The following is a 17,529-nucleotide window of genomic DNA, read 5'->3' on the forward strand; positions in this document are numbered from 1 at the left end:
TTTCGAAAACACCCGTTAGCCAATAATACGGGCGTTTGTAAGGATCTGTCCGCTCATCAAATTCTTCCATCCATTTGGCATTGGCCTGGCGGCAAATCTTAACACCTTTTAGGTTGTCGCCTTTCGGGAAATTCACATTTAAGAGCGTACCTTCAGGTAAACCATTCGCTAAAACCTGCTCACAGATATTTTTAATGTATTTTTTGGTATAACTGAAATCGGCATCGGCAGCAAAATCATCGAGAGAGAAACCTATAGATGGAATTCTTTCTATTGCACCCTCTACCGCGGCAGACATGGTACCCGAATAAAGTACATTAATCGAATTATTTAATCCATGGTTAATTCCTGACACACATAAATCAGGTTTTTTACCTTTAAAAATCTTATTTACGGCAATTTTAACGCAATCAACCGGGGTACCGCTGCATTTATACATTTCTACGCCTGCATAAAGATCAACCTTATCAAAACGGATCGGTTTACCTATCGTAATGGCATGGCCCATTCCACTTTGAGGGCTGTCTGGTGCCACCACCACCACATTGCCCAGCTCCTGCATTACTTCCATTAAATTTTTTATCCCTGTAGCTGTAATCCCATCATCATTTACAACTAAAATATTTGGTTTTGTGCCCTGCTTTGTCATGTCTGTAAAAATACAGATTATAAATTCAAGGCACAATAAACCACGGTTTATATACTAAAACCATTTATCCCTGGCTTTTTAGTTTAGAAATCAAAATTATTTCTTTCCCTGCCACAAAGCATTTATATTTGAACAAATAACTTATTAAAAATGAATACTGTATTTGAGATCATACTTAAACCACAGGCACATATTCATGATCATAAACCAAAAACAATTCAATGAAATTTAAACTATTTACTTTGGCTTGTTTTCTTATTACAGGTTCTTTAGCGAAGGCGCAAACAACCTACCAATGGAAAACAGGAACTTCTGGTGGCTTTACCTACAAGTACGTGACCAACGATCCAACCAAAACACGGTTTTATACGTTAAAAAACGGCTTAACTGTAATTTTATCTCAAAACAACAAGGAGCCAAATATTACTTACAAAATGGCGGTAAGAGCGGGCAGTAATACCGATCCGCGCACCAATACCGGTTTGGCACATTACTTAGAGCACCTTTTATTTAAAGGAACAGATAAATTCGGAACACTAAATTATGCCAAAGAGAAACCACTTTTAGATAAGATCGAAGCACTTTACGAAACATACATCAAAACTACCGATCCGGCCAAACGTAAGGAGATTTATAAAGAAATAGACAAAACATCGGGCGAAGCTTCTAATTATTCTATCGCAAACGAATACGATAAAATGATGAAGTCGATCGGAAGTAACTCTACCAACGCGCATACCGCTGTAGAAGAAACCGTTTACGAAGAAGACCTTCCATCAAATGCTATTGATAAATTCCTGGCTGTGCAGGCTGAGCGTTTCCGTGCTCCTGTTTTCCGCATCTTCCATACCGAATTAGAAGCTGTTTACGAAGAGAAAAACATCGGCATGGATAACGATGGTCGTAAAATGTATGAAAAAATGTTATATGCATTGTTTCCAACACATAACTACGGCCAACAGACCACCATTGGTACTGTTGAACATTTAAAAAACCCATCGTTAGTCGAAATCAGAAAATATTACAACAAATATTATGTGCCTAATAATATGGCCTTAATTATGAGTGGTGATATTAATTATGATGATTTAATTAAAAAAATCGATAAAGATTTTGCTTACATGGTTCCTAAACCATTTGCACTTTACAACCCTGCGCCAGAAAAACCATTAACCCAGGTGCAAACAGTTGATATTTACGGTCCGAGTGCCGAAAACTTATATATTGCTTACCGGGGCTTTGCCCAAAATACCCACCAAAGTTTACTTTTAGATTTAATCGGAAGCATTTTATCTAATGGCAAAGCGGGTTTAATGGATATCAACATCAACCAGCAACAAAAAATGTTGCGTGCAGGTGCTGGTTATAACTCCATGAAAGATTACGGAATCTTCATTTTATCTGGTTCTCCTAAAGCCGGACAAAGTTTACAAGATGCCCAGAAATTATTATTAGAGCAGGTAGAATTGCTTAAAAAAGGCGAGTTCGACGAAAGCCTGATCAAAGCAACCGTTGCCAACATTAAATTGGCCGAACTACAAAGTTTTGACAATAACGACGTTCGCGCAGATTTTGCAATGACTGCCTTTATCCAAAACCGTGGCACAGAATGGGATAAAACCTTAGCATCAACCGATGCCATGGCCAAAGTAACCAAAAAGGAAATTGTAGATTTTGCCAACAAGTTTTTCATTAATAACTATGCTGTTATCTTAAAACATAAAGGCGAAGACAAAGGCATCCTTAAAGTAGAAAAACCTACAATTACAGCAGTAAAAACCAATGCTAACGAAGTTTCGCCATTTACCAAAAACATTATTGATGCTCCGGTAAAACCGATCGCACCTAAGTTTTTAGATTATACCAAAGACCTTAATTTTGGTAAAGCAGGTATTGCCGATGTAATTGCCATACAAAATACCGAAAATGGTATTTTCCGTATGGGATACCGTTTTGACCTAGGTTCTTACAACTACAAATTGCTGCCTTATGCTGCGCAATACCTATCTTTTTTAAGTACTGATAAATATTCTGCAGAAGATATTAGCAAAGCATTCTATAATATTGCCTGTAGCTACAGCATTAATGTAGGTACTGATGTAACTATCGTTTCCATCACCGGTTTACAAGAGAATTTTGATAAAGCGGTGGCGTTACTTGAAGATGTTTTAGCACATTGCAAACCAAATGAAAAAGCTTTAGAAGATTTAAAAGGCCGTTTGTTAAAATCAAGAGATAACAACAAATTAAATAAATCGTCAATTCTAAGTGGTTTAATGAGTTATGCACAGTATGGTGCAGATAATCCTTTTAATTACGGATTAACCAATGATGAGATCAAAAACATGAAATCGGAAGATTTGATTTACATCTTACACAACCTTACCAATTACAAACACACCATTACCTATTACGGCCCTAAAACATTGCCTGCATTTTCTGCTGATATTGTAAAGGCACATCCTTTGGCAAAAGAATTTACTGATGCTGCACCGCTTAAGAAATTTGTGTATACCAAAACCGATTCGAACAAAGTATACTTTGCCGATTATGATATGGTACAGGCTGAAATCCGTTGGGTACGCAATGGCGGCTTGTACGATCCGGCCAACGCTGCAAAAATTGCTTTATTTAACAATTATTTCGGTGGGGGCATGGGTTCAGTAGTATTCCAAACCATCCGCGAATCTAAAGCCTTAGCTTATTCTACTTTTGCGGTATATTCTTCACCTAAGAGTAAGGATAAAGAAAATACAATTATTGCTTATGTAGGTACGCAAGCCGATAAAATGAATGAGGCGGTAGCAGGCATGAATGAGTTATTGACCACTTTACCAGAGTCTGACAAATCATTCGCACTTTCTAAGTCCAACTCATTAAATGGCTTAGAAACCAGTCGTATTACTAAAGACGATATCATTTACAGTTATCTTGCGGATAAAAAATTAGGTTTCGATCACGATTCAAGGATTGATGAATATGCAAACCTGAAACCGCTTACTTTTGCTGATATAAAATCATTCCATCAAAACAACCTTTCGGGCAAGCCATACAGCTATTGTGTTGTTGCGTCAGAGAAAAAAATCAACATGGCCGATTTAGCCAAATTTGGTCCGGTGACTAAATTGAGCTTAGAGCAGATTTTTGGATACTAACAAGATTGAAGGTTTGAAGGCGGAAGGTTTAAGGTAAAACCCCAGTTGCCATAAAACTAAAATTACAAGCGATTCCCGGAAACGGGGATCGCTTTTTTTATTTAGGTAAAATAGTTTGTTTAGAGGTTAATCGTTCAAATAAATTGAAATGTCAAATACCAATGCTAGCTCAAAGATGTTTCGCCATGAATTTAGAGATGAATATTTATTATCAATAAAGGTTGGGGAAAGCAGTGTTCCGTAGGTTTATTAGCATTTCTTCCAGCTTTCCGATCCGATCTTTTTTGCCCAATACCTAAACGGCCAGGCCGCAAAAAAGGATCTCCCCTTCAATCTGGTTTAAAAACGAGGTTTGTGTGACTATTTAGGGCTGTAAATCATACAAAAACCATCCCATTCGTAATTAACAGCTAAGCATATTTCAAGTTACTCAAAATCTCTTTCACCGAAAATTTAGCCCCGCAAACAAACTCATCAGCGGCTCCGTAGTAAATGATTAGTTCATCACCATTAACAATGTGGCCGTTGGTAAACACCACCTCGCCAAAAAAACCGTGTAGTTCATAATCTTCTTTTGGTACCATAATCGGCTCTTCGGTTCTGGCTAACACTTTTGATGGATCATTTAAATCCATTAAAAAAGCACCCAGGCAATATTGATGTTTATCGTTTGCACCGTGGTAGATTTCGAGCCATCCTTCTGCGGTTTTTATGGGTGCTGCACCGGCGCCCACACGGGCACTATCCCAGTGGTTAGGCCTGGTTTTAATAATACATTTGTGTTTGCCCCAATGGATTCCATCGGGAGATTCGGCCAGCCAGATATAATTACCGCCCAGCGCCACACTACTAGGGCGGTGTAAAGCATAAAATTTACCGTTAATACATTCTTCAAATATGGCGCAGTCTTTATTATGCGGTGGGATAATCATGCCGTGTTTCTCAAAACGCTTCCAATCTTTTGTGGTTCTTAACCCAACGCCTACCCCATGCGCAGATACTGAAGTAAAGGTTAAATAGTAGGTGTTATTGATTAAGGATACACGGCAATCTTCAATGCCAAACGTTTCGTCTTCTCCCTCACCCTGTAATAAAGGATAACCAGCTGGTTGGTAAAAATGCACACCATCATCACTGCAAACGAGCATTAAATGGGATAGTGTGGTTAAATAATCAGCTCCCTGATAATTGATCACCCGTGGATCTCCAGCATCCAGATCGGGATGATTTTCTGCTATGGCTATAATTTCAATTCCACTATCTTTTAATACAGGGAAAGAAATAATACCTGTGCTTTGCTCAGGTCTTTCGGCAACCCGTATGAGCAGCCATGTTTTATCCTCGAATGTAAAAACCCCCGGATTTAAAAGACAAACGATCTCCAGCCCTGCCCTACTGGAATTTAGATCTTTTGGACATAAAATTGGGTTTTCGGGAAATCTTCTTGCAATATCGGGCATATAAAATGTTTTTAAAGCAAAACAGGCGACCAAATTGACCGCCTGTTTATGATTAATAAAATTGATGTTATAATGAATTGATCCATTTTACAAGTTCATCTCTTCCCTTGCCGGTTTTTTGTTGCAACTTGCCTAACAATTCATCGTCTTGACCTTCTTCATGTTTTAAATCATCATCGGTTAAATCGCCATACGCTTGTTTAACCTTACCTTTTATTTCGTTCCACTTTCCTTTTAATTCTAACTTATCCATGCTCGTATTTTTTATGATAAAATATTCTAATTTCTAAATCTATAACAGTTATCGCCGCTTTTTTGTTTTGCTTTGAGCTGATAAAACCAAATAACGTCCAGATTTTGCTTTACTCTACAAGGTTTTAAAGATATTTTTAAGTACCTTAAAAAATCATTTCAACAAACTATACATATTATAAACTAAACTCCTTAATTTGATGAAAAAACTACTCTTTAGTATGCTTTTGTCTCTCGGTATAATTTCGTTTGCTTTCGCACAAGGCAAGGTAATTACCGGGAAAGTTACGTCAGCCTCTGGACCAATTCCGGGTGTTAGTGTATTTGTAAAAGGCTTACCAGCTAATGGCACGCAGAGTGATGCCTCAGGAGCCTTTAAGTTAATGGTTGCAGACGATGCAAAAACGCTCGTTTTCAGCTTTATCGGTTACAAAACCAAAGAGGTACCCATTACCGGGCAGACCGTTAATGTAAACCTCGATGAGGAAAACAATACGCTATCAGACGTGGTGGTGGTGGGATATGGCACGCAGAATAAGCGGGATGTGACGGGATCAATAGCAAGAGTTACCGCAGCCGATTTGAAAGACAAACCCCTAACAACTATAGAAAGTGCTTTACAAGGTAAAGCGCCAGGGGTATTTATCAACTCTGGTAGTGGTAAACTGGGCCAGGCGCTTCAAATCCGGGTAAGGGGTATCTCCTCTATTTCGGCAAGTAACCAACCTTTATTTGTTATTGATGGCGTGCCCATAGTAAGTGAAGCATTGGGAACCTATACTGAAGCGGATAACCCGCTTGCGGCCATTAGCCCTGATGATATAGAATCGATGGAAGTTTTAAAAGACGCAGCATCTGCAGCAATTTATGGGGCAAGAGGATCGAACGGGGTTGTGCTGATTACAACTAAAAAAGGCAAGGAAGGAAGAACCAATATCGATTTTGGCTATTATGCAGGGTTTAGCGATCCAACCAAAAAGGGCGAATTTTTAAATGCTGACCAATACCGTCAATTATTAGATGCTTCATTTAAGTACAACAACTATGACAATGGAGACTATGCCAATGCTGCAGAAATGTGGAAAGATTATACAGGCACAGATGACTGGACGAGCAACAATAATACCAGTTGGGTAAACGAAGCTTTTAGAAAAGGACATACGCAACAATACAACTTAAATATTAATGGCGGAGATGCAAAAACCAGGTTTATGCTCTCCGGGAACTATAATAATAATGATGGAATTATAGTGAGCAACCGTTATGTACGTACTGGTGGTCGCTTAAGTGTAGACCATACTGTTTCGAAAATTTTAGATGTTGGAGGATCAGTTAATATCTCTAAAGTAGATAACTACCGTATTCCTACTGATAATGCCTTCTCTAATCCATTACAATTAAATGCCTTGCCACCAATTCAGCCTGTACGTGATGCATCAGGTCAATTAAATGGTTCTACTGTTTATTATAACAGCTTAATTGATTATGATAATGGTAAAAATTTATCAACCACGTACAGAACTTTTGCCAATGCTTATGCAAGTTTAAAAATCACACCCGATTTAGTTTTTAGAAGTGAGTATGGTTTTGATTTTAACAATTTAGAAGAAGAACAGTTTTTAGGATCAAAAACACAGGACGGAGGTAGCACAGGAGGCTATTCTTCTGATTATATGGCCAAATCTATAAACTTCAATACAAACAACACCCTTAATTACACCAAAACATTTAACGAAAAACATAACCTGAATGTATTGGCTGGTTTCGCCTTTCAAGATACGAAGTTCAGGTACTCATCTGTAACGGGAACTACTCTACCGTCAGACAGTTTTACTAAGATTGCAAGTGCAGCAGTAATTTCTGCGGGTGAATCTTCAGAAACAAGGCACACTTTTGTTTCGTATCTGGCTAGGGTAAATTATAAATATGAAGAGAAATACCTGCTAAGTGCATCAATAAGAACGGATGGTTCATCAAGGTTTGGTGTAAACAACAGGTATGGAACTTTCCCGGCAGTTTCGGCTGGCTGGATTATTAACCAGGAAGAGTTTTTAAAATCGAGTAGCTGGTTAAGTGTATTAAAACTTAGGGGAAGTTATGGTTTAACGGGTAATGCAGAAATTGGCGATTTTGCTTCCAGAAATTTATATCGTGGGGTTAACTACGCTGGTGTAGGTGGTACACGTCCGAGCCAGTTAGGCGATCCGAATTTAAGCTGGGAAAATACAACCAATTATAATATAGGTTTAGATTTTGGTTTATTCTCAGACCGGATTTCGGGTACAGTTGAATATTACAAAAAGAAAACGACCGATTTACTGCTAAATGCACCAATTGCCGCAACAAATGGTTTTTCAACCATTACGAGGAACATTGGCGATATGCAAAACAAGGGTTTTGAATTCTCCTTAAATACCAGAAATTTTGTCGGGGAGTTTAAATGGTCTACCTCTTTTAATATCTCACTCAACAGAAATAAGGTTTTACGTTTGGTTGATGACCAACCTATTTATCCCGGAGGAAGATTTTTAGGTAGAATTGCTGTTGGAGAGCCACTGGGTTACTTTTATGGCAAAGCTTATGCAGGCGTAGATCCGGCCAATGGTGATGCCCTTTATTTTGTTGATGCATCAAGAACGGCAACAACCAATGACTATGCCCTTGCACAAAACCAAAAGTTGGGCGATCCAAACCCTAAATTCTATGGTGGCTTTGGCAATCATTTCTCTTTTAAAAATTTCGATCTGGATATTCAGTCGCAATTTGTTTCTGGTAATGATATTTATAATATGGCAGGTCCTTTCCAATCAGCAAACGGCGATTATTTTGATAACCAAACCATTGATCAGTTAAACTATTGGACACCTACCAACACCATCACCACCATCCCACAACCAAGGTTTGGTAAAGGAAATGGAACAGGCTCGTCATCCAGATGGATACAAGATGGGTCTTATATGAGGATAAAGAGTGTAACCTTGGGCTATAATATTCCCAAAGCCTTTATAAGTAAGTATAAATTACAAAATGTAAGGATATACGCATCTGCACTTAACCTATTTACCATAACTGGTTATAAAGGTTACGATCCGGAGGTAAATACCCCGAGTGGTGGCTCGCTCCAGTCTGATAACATTCAACTTGGTCACGATTTTTATACCCCACCACAAGCAAGGACCATTACTTTCGGTGTAAACATTGGCTTATAAAAACATTAGAATATGAAAAATTACAAAAATATATTAGCTGCATTTCTTATTGTTCTAAGCGCATCAGGCTGTAAAAAACAATTAGAAATAGATCCTAAACAAAATATAGATGCTGGTGTGGCACTAAACACAACAGCAGATGTTCAAAATGCCTTAACAGGTGCCTATACCTTTTTGGCTACTGGCGACCTATACGGAACAAATCTTGTCTTTTTACCAGACCTTTATGCAAGCGATGATTATCTAACCTGGCGGGGGACTTTTTCTACTTACGAAGACATTGCCGACAAAAAAATTGTATCAAATAATGCCGATGTCACCCGAACTTGGGTAACCGCTTACAGCGCAATTAACACCGCCAACATCGTGCTTTCGGCACTAAATGTGGTAAGTGATGCAGATACAAAAAGTGTAATAGAAGGGAAAGCTTTATTTATTAGGGGGATTATGCATTTTGAACTGGTAAGATTGTACGCTTTGCCTTATGATGCATCTGGTGCTAATACAAACTTAGGCGTTCCGATTATTACAAAGGCAGTTAAAACAATAGATGATGTAAATAATTTAGTTGCGAGGAATACGGTTGCCGAGGTCTATGTTGCAGTAGAAAATGATTTAAAATCAGCCATAACGAAATTGGCCTCAGTTGATGATCAATATGCAGCCAAAGCTTTTCTGGCCAGGGTTTACCTACAGGAAGGCAAGTATGCTTTAGCAAGGGATGTGGCCGATGATATTATTACCAATAGTCCATATCACTTAATTACCAATTCGCTTGAAGCACCTTTTAGAACAAAAAATTCAAGTGAAGGAATTTTCGAAATCAGACAAAATGAGCAAAGTAATGCCGGAACATCAAATGATGGATTAGCCACTTTTTATGCCAGTTATCAAAACAGTACAGGTGGGGATGTAGGAAGAGCTGAAGCCTTAGTTAATGAAGATTTTTATAACACCTTCGAAACAGGTGATAAAAGGCAAACTGAAATGATTTATGATGGTACTGGTGCCAAAAATGGGCTTTTTACTAAAAAATGGTACAGCTTTTATGATAATATACCTGTTTGCAGGGTTACAGAGCAATACCTCATCAGGGCAGAGTGTAATTTCAGGTTAGGTACTGATATTGGAGCTACACCAGCTGACGATATTAATACCTTAAGAACCAGGGCCGGATTAGGAGATGTTGTTCCAACTCTCGATATTATCTTAAATGAACGCGAAAAAGAACTTGATTATGAAGGTTTCAGGCTTCACGATTATAAACGTACCAAACGTTCAATCGGAACCTTTGCCTATGATAACCCTAAATTGGTATTCCCGATTCCAGACCGTGAAATAAATGTGAATAAAGCATTAAAGCAAAATCCAGGCTACTAGCCCCAACCCTTATAAATGAGAAAGCCTCCCGATTTACATCTGGAGGCTTTCTCGTTAAATATGATAAGTTATTAAAGCTTCTTAGCAGCTTCAATAATTTCTTCTACCACGCCTGGATCAAGCAGCGTAGAAGTATCGCCTAAATTAGCTGTATCTCCTTCAGCAATTTTACGCAGAATCCTGCGCATAATTTTGCCCGAACGTGTTTTGGGTAAACCAGAAACAAACAATATTTTATCAGGCTTGGCTATCGCACCAATTACGCGGGTAACCGTTTGTAATATATCTTTTTTCGATAATTCTGCTTCGCCATGCATTTCAGGGTAAATGACAAAAGCATAAATGCCCTGCCCTTTTACATCGTGCGGATAACCCACAACAGCGCTTTCTACCACACCCGCATGCATGTTAATGGCATTTTCTACCTCTGCAGTACCAATACGATGCCCCGAAACATTTAATACATCATCTACACGACCAGTAATCCGATAATAACCATCTTCATCACGTAAACAGCCATCGCCGGTAAAATATAAATTTTCGTAAGTAGAAAAATAAGTTTGTTTACAACGCTCATGGTCGCCATAAGTGGTACGCAACATGCCTGGCCAGGGGAATTTAATACAAAGATTTCCCATTACACCATTCCCTTCAATTTCATTTCCGTTTTCATCCACCAAAATTGGTTGGATACCTGGCAAAGGCAATGTGGCAAAGCTAGGTTTGGTTGGTGTTACGGTAGCAATAGGCGAAATCATAATGCCTCCGGTTTCCGTTTGCCACCAGGTATCAACAATAGGCGCTTTACCGTGCCCGATTTTCTCATCGAACCAATGCCATGCCTCTTCATTAATCGGCTCTCCTACCGAGCCTAAAACGCGGATTGAGCTTAAATCTTTACCATTTAATGGCTCCTCGCCAAAACTCATTAAAGAACGGATGGCTGTAGGTGCAGTGTATAAGGTATTTACTTTGTGTTTTTCTACAATATCCCAAAAACGGGAAGGGCTTGGGTAAGTCGGGATCCCTTCGAAAAGTACAGAGGTTGCACCTTGCGAAAGCGGCCCGTAAACAATATAAGAGTGACCGGTGATCCAACCAATATCGGCTGTACAAAAATAAACCTCACCAGGCTGGTAATTAAACACATTAGAGAAGGTATAACCCGCATAAACCATATAACCTCCACAGGTATGCACCACACCTTTAGGTTTGCCTGTAGAACCAGAAGTATACAGAATGAAGAGCATATCTTCTGCATCCATTTCTTCTGCTTCGCAGATATCATTTACGTGTTTAACTTCATCTTCCCACCATACATCTCTTCCTTTCAGCATGGAAACAGGTGTGCGAACATGGGTTAATACAATACATTTTTCTACCGTTGGACAGCCAATTAAGGCATCGTCAATTACATCTTTTAAGGGAATTTGCTTGTTGCCACGATAAGCACCATCAGCCGTAATCACTACTTTACACTGCGAATCGTTAATCCTGTCGGCGATTGATTTAGCAGAAAATCCACCAAAAATTACTGAGTGAACAGCACCAATCCGGGCACAGGCCAAAACAGCAATAGCGAGTTCAGGCACCATAGGCATGTAAATACAAATACGGTCGCCCTTTTTAGCACCATTACGTTTTAAAACGTTGGCAAAACGGCAAACACGCTCATGCAACATTTTATAAGTATAAGTAACACTTTCTTCTTCCGGGTTATTGGGTTCCCAAACAATGGCTGGTTTATCTCCATTGGTAGCCAGGTGCCGGTCTAAACAATTTTCGGTAATGTTAAGTTTAGCACCTTCAAACCACTTGATATTTGGTTCGTTAAAGTTCCAGGATAATACCTTAAACCAGGGCTTGCGCCACTGAAAGTTCTGCGCCACTTCGCCCCAAAACTGCTCAGGGTTTTCTACGCTTTTTTTATAATCTTCTTCGTATTGCTTGAAAGATGTAATTTGCATTGCTCGTTCTTATGTATTGGATTAGTGGGGCTAATTTAAATAAATAATAATAAGGAGAAATAGCCTAATCGTATCAAAATGAATATCAAACGTTTGATTTGGAATATTTATTTTTAATTCAGGTAAGATCTGAAGATTTTAATATCGGTCATTAACAACCATTACACAAACCTTCTCCACTTATTCAATAATAATTATAAAAATAATTAGCTAGGCTATTGCTGTTTACAATTATTATTCAGATATTTGCACACTCTTAAAAAAATTAAGCGGACGATATTAACAACTATATTTACAAGTCATGTCAAGAGTTTGTGATTTAACAGGAAAAAAAGCAATGGTAGGTAACAACGTTTCTCACTCAAACGTTAAAACCAAACGCAAATTTTACCCAAACCTACAACTTCAGAAATTTTATATTCCTGAAGAAAACCGTTGGATTACGTTGAAAGTTTCTACTTCAGCGATTAAAACCATCAATAAAGTGGGCATTAGCGAAGCAATTAACCGTTTCGTAAAAAAAGGATTTTTGTAAAAAACATTAACTGTTGAGATTAACAGTTTTCAATTTATATTAAAATGGCAAAAAAAGGTAACAGAGTTCAGGTTATTTTAGAATGTACTGAACATAAAGAAAGTGGCATGCCAGGTATGTCTAGATATATTTCTACCAAAAACCGTAAAAACACTACTGAGAGATTAGAATTGAAAAAATTCAATCCAGTATTGAGAAAAGTAACCGTACATAAAGAGATAAAATAATTGAATGATAGATTGATTGGATGATTGAGTTAAAAAATTCTCTCATTCTAACATTCTCTAATTCGATCATTAAAATTATAAGAACATGGCAAAGAAAGTAGTTGCAACCCTTAAAACAGGTACAGGTAAAGAATATTCGAAAGTAATTACAATGGTAAAATCACCAAAAACTGGTGCTTACTCATTCAAAGAACTTATCGTACACAACGACCACGTAAAAGATGCTATTGCATCTAAATAAGGTTAATATTTTTTAATATTAAAAATATTAAAGGCCGTTCCGTTTTAACCGGAAGGGCTTTTTTTGTTATATAAAAATTTAGATATGGGTTTATTCGATTTTTTCAAAAAGAAAGAAACTGCTCCTGAAGCTCAGGAAGCACTGGATAAAGGTTTAGAGAAAACTAAAGACGGTTTCTTTAACAAAATTACCAAAGCTGTAGCAGGAAAATCTTCTGTTGATGATGAAGTACTCGATAATCTGGAAGAGGTTTTGGTTACTTCTGATGTAGGCGTAAGCACCACCTTAAAAATTATCAAACGGATCGAAGAACGTGTTGCCAAAGATAAATACCTCAATACCTCGGAGCTAAATTTTATCCTGCGTGATGAGATCCAACTGCTGTTATCAGAAAACAACAGTAACGATTTCCGCCAGTTCGAATATGGCGACCATAAACCCTATGTAATTATGGTGGTTGGTGTAAATGGTGTTGGTAAAACCACTACCATTGGGAAGCTGTCGCATAAACTTAAAGAATCGGGGCTTAAGGTTGTTCTTGGTGCGGCCGATACCTTTAGGGCTGCAGCCGTTGACCAGATTAAACTTTGGGGCGAACGCGTTGGCGTAAGGGTGGTAGCGCAGCCTATGGGATCTGATCCTGCCTCAGTTGCTTTTGACACCTTACAATCTGCCGTAGCCAATGGCGAAGATGTAGTGATTATCGATACCGCTGGCCGTTTACACAACAAAATCGGCTTGATGAACGAGCTGGGCAAAATTAAACAGGTAATGCAGAAGGTAGTACCAGGCGCACCACATGAAATTTTACTGGTATTGGATGCCTCGACCGGACAAAATGCTTTCGAACAGTGTAAACAGTTTACTGAAGCTACAGATGTGAATGCATTGGCCATTACCAAATTAGATGGAACAGCAAAAGGTGGTGTGGTAATCGGAATTTCCGATCAATTCAGAATTCCTGTTAAATATATAGGTGTAGGAGAAAAAATAGGCGATTTACAGCTTTTTGACAAGAAAGAGTTTGTGAATAGTTTGTTTAAATAACACTTCGTGGTTGATTCCACTAAAGATTTAGCTGCAGGTTCACTTCGTGGGTGATTACACAGATTAGTGGATCACACAGATTTTTATTAATTTCAGTAATGAAAGAGTATGAAAATCATGAGCTTACAGGGATTATAATTGGTTGTTGCTATGATGTATATAATCAGTTAGGACCAGGCTTTCTGGAGAGGATATATGTCAATGCTCTCAAAATTAAACTTCGGCAGGCCAAGCTAAATTTTGAGACAGAAAAAGAGTTTATTATAATATTTGAAGACCAGATTATTGGCAAATTTAGATGTGACCTTGTAGTAGAACAACAAGTAATTGTTGAGTTAAAGTCTATAACTGGTTATCAGCCCAAATTATTCCAAAATCAGCTTATCTCTTATTTGAAAGCCAGCAAAATTAAAACAGGATTATTGATTAACTTTGGCAACACAAGTTGCGAGGTCAGGAGAATATCCGTTTGATCCATTAAAATTTCCACATTTAATCTGTGGAATCGCCAAATCTGTGGAATCAAACCGCAAGGAAGGCGTAAATCAATATAATATGAATACCAAAATAGTTAGAAGTAAAAGCGCAGTTAAACAGCCTAAAATCAATGTGATTACATTAGGATGTTCAAAAAACATATACGATTCGGAAGTGTTGATGGGGCAGTTGCGTGGCAACAATTTAAACGTTGTACACGAATCAGACAAGATGGGTAAAGATGATATCGTTGTAATTAATACCTGCGGTTTTATCGACAATGCTAAACAGGAATCAATTGATACCATCCTTCAGTTCAGCGAACTTAAAGAGGCTGGCAAAATTGGTAAGGTTGTAGTTACAGGCTGCCTTTCTGAGCGTTATAAACCAGAACTGGAATCGGAAATTACCAACGTGGATGCCTTTTTTGGCACCAATGATTTACAAAATATTCTGCACGAACTAGGTGCTAACTACAAACACGAGCTGATTGGCGAACGTTTATTAACCACTCCTTCTCATTTCGCTTATTTCAAAATTGCTGAAGGCTGTAACCGTCCCTGCTCTTTCTGCGCCATTCCTTTAATGCGTGGCAAGCACATGAGCAAGCCGATGGAAGAACTGGTTAACGAAGCTAAAATACTGGCCAAAAACGGCACCAAAGAACTGATTTTAATTGCTCAGGATCTTACTTATTACGGATTAGACCTTTACGGCGTACGTAAATTAGATGAGCTGATGCGTCGCCTGTCGGATGTTCCGGGAATCGAATGGATCCGTTTGCAATACGCCTACCCTTCTGGTTTCCCAATGGAAATTTTAGATGCCATGAATGAGCGCGACAACATCTGCAACTATCTGGATATGCCACTACAGCACATTACCGATAACATGCTAAAATCTATGCGTCGCGGTACCACTAAACAGAAAACCATCGATCTGGTTAACCAGATTAGAGATAAAGTTCCGAATATCGCTATGCGTACGACTTTAATCTGCGGTTATCCTGGGGAAACTGAACACGATTTCGAAGAAATGAAGGAATGGGTTGCCGAAACCAAATTCGATCGTTTGGGTTGCTTTACCTACTCGCACGAGGAAAAAACACATGCACATACATTGGTTGATGATATCCCCGATGAAGTTAAACAACAACGTGTTGATGATATCATGGAAATACAGCAAGGCATTTCATTTGATATTAACCAGGAAAAAGTAGGCAAAACCTTCAAAGTGCTGATTGATAAAAAAGAAGGTGCCTTCTTTGTAGGCAGAACCGAATTTGATTCACCAGAGGTAGATAATGAAGTGTTAATCGATGCTGCAACAGGTTATGCGGCTAATGGAAGTTTTGTTAATGTAAAGGTTGACAGAGCAGAAGATTTCGATTTATACGGAACTATAGTTTAAAAAAAACTACAAGAATACGAAACCCCAAAAGCGCTGCTTTTGGGGTTTTTGCATTTATACACATTTAAATATTTGCTTTCAGCTGTAGCGAATACCGCCACACCGTCGTTTAATGAATAGAACCAGATATGGAAGCAATAAACCTGATTGACTAAATCATTACCGTTAATTGCAAAAGATATGCCTTTAAATTTTAAAAGTATCACTCAATATTTAAGCTAAATGAAAAAAATTCTATTTGTTCTCCTGTTAATTTTCATCACCAATTTAGGTTGCAAAAAAATAACCAACGGCGGCGGACTATGTGCCTGCTCACCTATAACTTATGACACAAGCTTAGGCCTGGTAATTAAAAACAGTACCGATGCAGATCTTCTTAACCCTAAAACCACTGGTTTTTTAGATAAAACCCAGATACAGCTTTATGCTAAAGATGCCAACGATGTAATCAAAAAAATCAGTTTTGACATTCGCCAGCCCTTTACCTATACAAATAACTTGAAAATGGATTATTATCAGCTTGTTTCTTCTGAAATAAGCCGTGAAGCGAAAAGCATTGATAATACCTTTTATCTTAAGCTTGGCGAAAAGCTTTATGAACTTAACTTAAAGGTGAATAACCAAATGGTCGAAAAATTATTGATTAATAAAACAGATGCTCCTAAAGAACTCCCAAATGTTAACAATGAGTATATCAACAGTATCTATACCTTAAAATTTAAAGAGTGAGGTATCACTTGCAAAAAAAATCCCGGTGATTAAGTTCACCGGGATTTTTATGCTATTTTTTAGGTTCAGGCCTGTTTTTAATCTGACTAGGTTTTAACCAGATTTTGGCTCCTTTTGAGTTTACATAGTATTTCTCATTTTTTGCATTGATATAAACATCAGAACCGTCTGGTGCCATTTTGCCCTTCCAGGTTTTATCAGCAACTTTCGAACTGCCTTTTACCGCTACCTCAGCAGTTTTATTCCCTACCGATTTAGCACCTTTACCAATTGCTTTCCCGGTATGATCTATTGCTTTACCTACCTCAGTTTTTTTCTTTTCCTGTGCGCTCACGCTAAGGGTTACACCGCCAATTAAGGCCATTGATAATAAACCCATTACTAATTTCTTTTTCATGACAGCTATATTTTTATTTAACTGATAATGATAACAGTTCGCCACCTCTTTTGTTTGATAGCAAAGTATTTATTAATAAATGTTATTAGATTTTTTTTTGAGATTGAGAAACGTAATTTTCAGGATGCTTTTTTAGCGTGCAGGGTATCAGTTTTGTTCCTTATACTAGCTCTTGTTAATAAACCTTATTGTAGCGGCTATCCTTTTTGGTGCACAATCAAAAACATTTCCGCTAACGCTCGCAAAAAGATAATAGCGGAAAGAAGGACTGCCCAAACCGAAAAGCAATGAGCCTGCTTTTCAAACTGAGTTCGATTAATGTTTAAAAATTAATGTACTTTATTAGGACGAATTGGCTAGCCGTTTCGTCATGCTGAATTTATTTCAGCATCTT

The 17,529-nt window shown here is 38.1% G+C and carries 15 protein-coding genes; 10 read left to right on the forward strand and 5 right to left on the reverse strand.

What is annotated here, in order from left to right:
- The coding region (gene surE / locus ACUN24_RS00005) for a 5'/3'-nucleotidase SurE (RefSeq protein ID WP_445560712.1) at positions 1-649 on the reverse strand (649 nt) is incomplete at its 3' end.
- A 221-nt stretch (positions 650-870) separates the two neighbouring features.
- Between surE and ACUN24_RS00010 the strand changes: the two genes are divergently transcribed.
- Positions 871-3,804 (forward strand): M16 family metallopeptidase, encoded by a 2,934-nt coding sequence (locus ACUN24_RS00010; RefSeq protein ID WP_445560713.1) that lies wholly within the window; start codon positions 871-873, stop codon positions 3,802-3,804.
- Between the two features lie 410 nt (positions 3,805-4,214).
- Here ACUN24_RS00010 and ACUN24_RS00015 read toward each other — a convergent pair whose 3' ends face one another.
- Positions 4,215-5,264: a glycoside hydrolase family 130 protein gene (locus ACUN24_RS00015; protein ID WP_445560714.1), complete on the reverse strand. Its 1,050-nt coding sequence runs from the start codon at positions 5,262-5,264 to the stop codon at positions 4,215-4,217.
- 67 nt (positions 5,265-5,331) lie between these two features.
- Positions 5,332-5,517, reverse strand: coding sequence for a CsbD family protein (locus ACUN24_RS00020; protein WP_121283788.1), 186 nt, complete (start codon positions 5,515-5,517; stop codon positions 5,332-5,334).
- 199 nt (positions 5,518-5,716) lie between these two features.
- Here ACUN24_RS00020 and ACUN24_RS00025 point away from each other — a divergent pair, with 199 nt between their 5' ends.
- Positions 5,717-8,725 carry a SusC/RagA family TonB-linked outer membrane protein gene (locus ACUN24_RS00025; protein ID WP_445560715.1) on the forward strand — a complete coding sequence of 1,003 codons (3,009 nt, stop codon included), beginning with the start codon at positions 5,717-5,719 and terminating at the stop codon, positions 8,723-8,725.
- A gap of 12 nt (positions 8,726-8,737) precedes the next feature.
- The gene (locus ACUN24_RS00030) at positions 8,738-10,105 is read left to right on the forward strand and encodes a RagB/SusD family nutrient uptake outer membrane protein (RefSeq protein ID WP_445560716.1); all 1,368 of its coding nucleotides are present in this window, start codon (positions 8,738-8,740) and stop codon (positions 10,103-10,105) included.
- 71 nt (positions 10,106-10,176) lie between these two features.
- Here ACUN24_RS00030 and acs read toward each other — a convergent pair whose 3' ends face one another.
- A complete protein-coding gene (acs, locus tag ACUN24_RS00035) occupies positions 10,177-12,072 on the reverse strand; it encodes an acetate--CoA ligase (RefSeq protein WP_445560717.1) in 1,896 nt (631 codons plus the stop codon).
- A gap of 301 nt (positions 12,073-12,373) precedes the next feature.
- Here acs and rpmB point away from each other — a divergent pair, with 301 nt between their 5' ends.
- The 7 genes from rpmB (at position 12,374) to ACUN24_RS00070 (ending at position 16,738) form a co-directional block, all read left to right on the forward strand.
- Positions 12,374-12,607 carry a 50S ribosomal protein L28 gene (rpmB, locus tag ACUN24_RS00040; protein WP_025145121.1) on the forward strand — a complete coding sequence of 78 codons (234 nt, stop codon included), beginning with the start codon at positions 12,374-12,376 and terminating at the stop codon, positions 12,605-12,607.
- A gap of 44 nt (positions 12,608-12,651) precedes the next feature.
- Positions 12,652-12,834: a 50S ribosomal protein L33 gene (gene rpmG, locus ACUN24_RS00045; RefSeq protein WP_010599807.1), complete on the forward strand. Its 183-nt coding sequence runs from the start codon at positions 12,652-12,654 to the stop codon at positions 12,832-12,834.
- 85 nt (positions 12,835-12,919) lie between these two features.
- On the forward strand, positions 12,920-13,075 hold the full coding sequence (locus ACUN24_RS00050; RefSeq protein WP_010599808.1) for a DUF4295 domain-containing protein: 156 nt from the start codon (positions 12,920-12,922) through the stop codon (positions 13,073-13,075).
- Positions 13,076-13,159: 84 nt separating this feature from the next.
- Positions 13,160-14,122, forward strand: a complete 963-nt coding sequence (gene ftsY, locus ACUN24_RS00055) for a signal recognition particle-docking protein FtsY (protein ID WP_315420303.1) — start codon at positions 13,160-13,162, stop codon at positions 14,120-14,122.
- Between the two features lie 98 nt (positions 14,123-14,220).
- Positions 14,221-14,595, forward strand: coding sequence for a GxxExxY protein (locus tag ACUN24_RS00060; protein ID WP_445560718.1), 375 nt, complete (start codon positions 14,221-14,223; stop codon positions 14,593-14,595).
- 82 nt (positions 14,596-14,677) lie between these two features.
- The gene (gene rimO / locus ACUN24_RS00065; RefSeq protein WP_445560719.1) at positions 14,678-16,009 is read left to right on the forward strand and encodes a 30S ribosomal protein S12 methylthiotransferase RimO; all 1,332 of its coding nucleotides are present in this window, start codon (positions 14,678-14,680) and stop codon (positions 16,007-16,009) included.
- A gap of 222 nt (positions 16,010-16,231) precedes the next feature.
- Positions 16,232-16,738 carry a hypothetical protein gene (locus tag ACUN24_RS00070; RefSeq protein ID WP_445560720.1) on the forward strand — a complete coding sequence of 169 codons (507 nt, stop codon included), beginning with the start codon at positions 16,232-16,234 and terminating at the stop codon, positions 16,736-16,738.
- 52 nt (positions 16,739-16,790) lie between these two features.
- On the opposite strand, the gene ACUN24_RS00075 is transcribed toward ACUN24_RS00070, so the two are convergent.
- The gene (locus ACUN24_RS00075; RefSeq protein ID WP_445560721.1) at positions 16,791-17,135 is read right to left on the reverse strand and encodes a hypothetical protein; all 345 of its coding nucleotides are present in this window, start codon (positions 17,133-17,135) and stop codon (positions 16,791-16,793) included.
- Positions 17,136-17,529: the final 394 nt, after the last annotated feature.

Source organism: Pedobacter sp. WC2501, assembly GCF_052682415.1.